The following is a 3,370-nucleotide window of genomic DNA, read 5'->3' as shown; positions in this document are numbered from 1 at the left end:
AAGTGGAGACAGTACCGATCCAGATGCCCGACGGAACCACCACTCCGGTTCGCCTGTTTCCCGGCCCGGACGACGCCCCCGTGATCGTGGTGTTTCCCGGCCTGGGAATTCCCGCCGGCTACTACGAACCCTTCGCCGAGGAACTCGTGTCCCGCGGTTTCAACGCGGCGATCGGCGAACTCCGCGGCCAGGGCGACAGCCGCCCCCGCCCGAGCAGCGACAGCACCTACGGCTACCACGAACTGGTGGCCCTCGACTTTCCCGCGATCTTCGAGGTGGTGCGCGAGCGTTTTCCGGCGGCGACGCCGTTCCTGCTGGGGCACAGCATGGGCGGCCAGCTCGGCGTGATGTACGGGGCGCGGATCCGGGGCCGGCTCGGCGGGATCGTGCTCGTCGCGTCGGGGTCGCCGTATCACCGCGGATTCCCCGGGATCCATGCCCCGCGGATGCTCGTCGGCGCCGCGGCGATGTCGATGACCGCCAACCTGGCCGGGTTCTGGCCCGGCGACAAACTGGACATCGGCGGGTTCGGGCGGCAGTCGAAGGTGCTGATCACCGACTGGTCGCGATTCGCCCGCACCGGCAGGATCGAACCCGACGGCGCCGACATCGACTACGAGGAGCGCATCGCCCGGCTGACACTGCCGGTGCTGTCCGTGACCGTCGAAGGCGACGATCTGGCTCCGGAATCGGCGGCGAAGAACCTCCTCGCGAAACTCCCCAACGCCGACGTCACGCTGTGGCACCAGCCGCAACCGCTCGGCCACAACGGGTGGATCCGCGAGCCTGCAAGCACCGTCGACCGGATCGTCGACTGGATCCACGACCACACCTGACCTGTGAGTACTTGTTAACCGCGGGCGGTTAACAAGTACTCACAGGTGGGTCAACGGGTGAGCTGCTCCCACAGGAACGTGAACGTCAGCGCCGACTTGAACGCGGCCTGCGCGTTGTCCGCCGCGCCGCCGTGCCCGCCCTCGATGTTCTCGTAGTACCAGACGTCGTGGCCCTGTTCCTCGAGCAGCGCCGTCATCTTGCGGGCATGGCCGGGATGGACGCGGTCGTCGCGGGTGGAGGTGGTGAGGAGGATCGGCGGGTAGTCCGCCGCCGGGTCGGTGTTCTGATACGGCGAGTACTCGCCGATGAACTTCCAGTCGTCCGGGTTGTCCGGGTCACCGTACTCGGCCATCCACGACGCCCCGGCGAGCAGCAGGTGGTACCGCTTCATGTCGAGGAGCGGAACCTGGCACACGATCGCGCCGAACAACTCCGGATAGCGGGTGAGCATGACACCCATGAGCAGTCCGCCGTTGCTGCCGCCCTGGATTCCGAGCTGCTTCGACGTCGTGATGCCCCGGGCCACGAGGTCGCGGGCGACGGCGGCGAAGTCCTCGAACGCCTTGTGCCTGCCCTCCCGCACCGCCTGGGTGTGCCACGACGGGCCGTACTCGCCGCCGCCGCGGATGTTCGCGACCACGTACGCGCCGCCGCGTTCGAGCCACGCGAACCCGACCGACCCGCTGTACCCGGGGACCATCGAGTTCTCGAAGCCGCCGTACCCGTACAGCATGGTGGGGCAGGGTCCGGTCACGTCGTCGCGGCGTACCACGAAGTAGGGGATCTCGGTTCCGTCGTCGGACACCGCGAAGTGCTGCGACACCGACATGCCGTCCGCGTCGAAGAACGAGGGCGCCTGCTTGACGGGTTCGAGCGCACCACCGATCGAGCCGTACAGCAGTGTCGCCGGCGTGGTGAATCCGCTGGAGTTGACGAAGAAGTCGTCGCCGGTGCGCGGGTCGGTGCTGATGACCCCGCTCGCTGTGAGTTCCGGGACCCCGTCGAGCGGCTTCTCCTCCCAGCCGTTGTCGTTCGGCGTGAGCACCGACAGTTTGGTCTGCACGTCCGACAGTCGCACGAGGAGGAGGTGGTTCCTCGTCCACGTTCCCTGTTCGAGGGACGTGTGCTCGTCCGGAGTGAACAGCGGCGTCAGCTCACGGGACCCGCCGAGGAAGTCGGCGTAGTTCGCGACGAGCAGCGACCCGGCCGGGTAGACGGTGCCGTCCACCTCCCAGTCGGTGCGCGGACGGATGGTCAGCCACTCGCGGTACACGGACGAACCCGCGTCGTCCGGGGTGTCGATCCGGACCTTCGACCCGTCGGGGAGCAGTTCGTAGCGTTCGGAGTTGTAGAAGTCCATCGACCGGCCGACGAAGTGCCGCTCGTACCCGGGGGTGTCGTCGTACGACGCGCCGACGGACACGTCGGTGGTCTCGCCCTCGAAGACGGTGACCGCCTCGGTGAACGGGGTGCCGCGATGCCAGCGCTTCGCGATCCTCGGATAGCCGGAGTCGGTCATCGAGCCCTCGCCGAAGTCGGTCCCGACGTACACGGTGTCCTTGTCGATCCAGCTGATGCTGGTCTTCGCCTCGGGGACGTCGAACGCGTGGTCGCCGCCGACGAATTCGCGCTTCTCGAGGTCGAATTCGCGCACCACGGACGCGTCGGCGCCGCCGCGGGAGAACGACAGCAGGGCACGCGACTGCTCGGGTCGCAGCACGCTGGCGCCTGCCCATACCCAGTTCTCGCCCTCCCGTTCGGCGAGTGCGTCGACGTCGAGCAGGACGTCCCAGTCGGGGTTGTCGGTGCGGTACTGCTCCAGGGTGGTGCGCCGCCAGATGCCGCGCTTGTGCTCGCCGTCGCGCCAGAAGTTGTACAGGTACTCGCCGCGCATGCCCGCATAGGGGATCCGGTCGTCCGTGTCGAGCACGTCCAGGATCCGGCTCTCCAGCGCGGAGAACCGGGCGTTCTCCGTGTACTCGGCGAGCGTGCGGGCGTTGCGCTCCCGCACCCAGTCGAGTGACCGTTCCGCGGTGACATCTTCGAGCCAGAGGAAGGGATCCGTCATGGCGCCATTCTTGCAGGCGGTGTCGTGCCTGGTCGCGGCGGCAAAGGTGTGACAGATGAGGCTACCCGCGGGTAACGCGACCGCGTGGAGACAGCGAATCGGGACGGGACTACCCTGAACAACCGTGACCTCACACTATGACGTCGTTGTCCTCGGAGCCGGTCCCGGTGGGTACGTCGCTGCTATCCGCGCGGCACAACTCGGACTGAGCACTGCCATCATCGAGCAGAAGTACTGGGGCGGTGTGTGCCTGAACGTGGGCTGCATCCCCTCGAAGGCTCTTCTCCGCAATGCCGAACTTGCGCATCTCTTCACAAAAGAGGCCAAGTTGTTCGGCATCTCGGGTGAGGCGTCCTTCGACTTCGGCGCAGCGTTCGACCGCAGCCGCAAGGTTGCCGAGGGCCGCGTCAAGGGCATCCACTTCCTGATGAAGAAGAACAAGATCCCCGAGTACGACGGCAAGGG

The 3,370-nt window shown here is 67.1% G+C and carries 3 protein-coding genes; 2 read left to right on the top strand and 1 reads right to left on the bottom strand.

The features are described 5' to 3' along the window. Positions 1 to 2: 2 nt before the first annotated feature. Positions 3 to 836 (top strand): alpha/beta fold hydrolase, encoded by an 834-nt coding sequence (locus ACFTZB_RS44315; RefSeq protein ID WP_378442171.1) that lies wholly within the window; start codon positions 3 to 5, stop codon positions 834 to 836. A 50-nt stretch (positions 837 to 886) separates the two neighbouring features. Here ACFTZB_RS44315 and ACFTZB_RS44310 read toward each other — a convergent pair whose 3' ends face one another. After that, a complete protein-coding gene (locus tag ACFTZB_RS44310; RefSeq protein ID WP_378442173.1) occupies positions 887 to 2,962 on the bottom strand; it encodes a prolyl oligopeptidase family protein in 2,076 nt (691 codons plus the stop codon). 67 nt (positions 2,963 to 3,029) lie between these two features. On the opposite strand from ACFTZB_RS44310, the gene ACFTZB_RS44305 reads away from it, so the two are divergent. Further along, positions 3,030 to 3,370: FAD-dependent oxidoreductase (locus tag ACFTZB_RS44305; RefSeq protein ID WP_378442168.1), on the top strand; the 341-nt coding region annotated here is incomplete at its 3' end.

It is taken from the genome of Rhodococcus sp. NPDC057014 (assembly GCF_042673295.1).
Classification (GTDB): Bacteria; Actinomycetota; Actinomycetes; order Mycobacteriales; family Mycobacteriaceae; genus Rhodococcus_F.
Note: the sequence above shows the minus strand (reverse complement) of the source record. Positions and strands in the feature narration are given on the sequence as shown.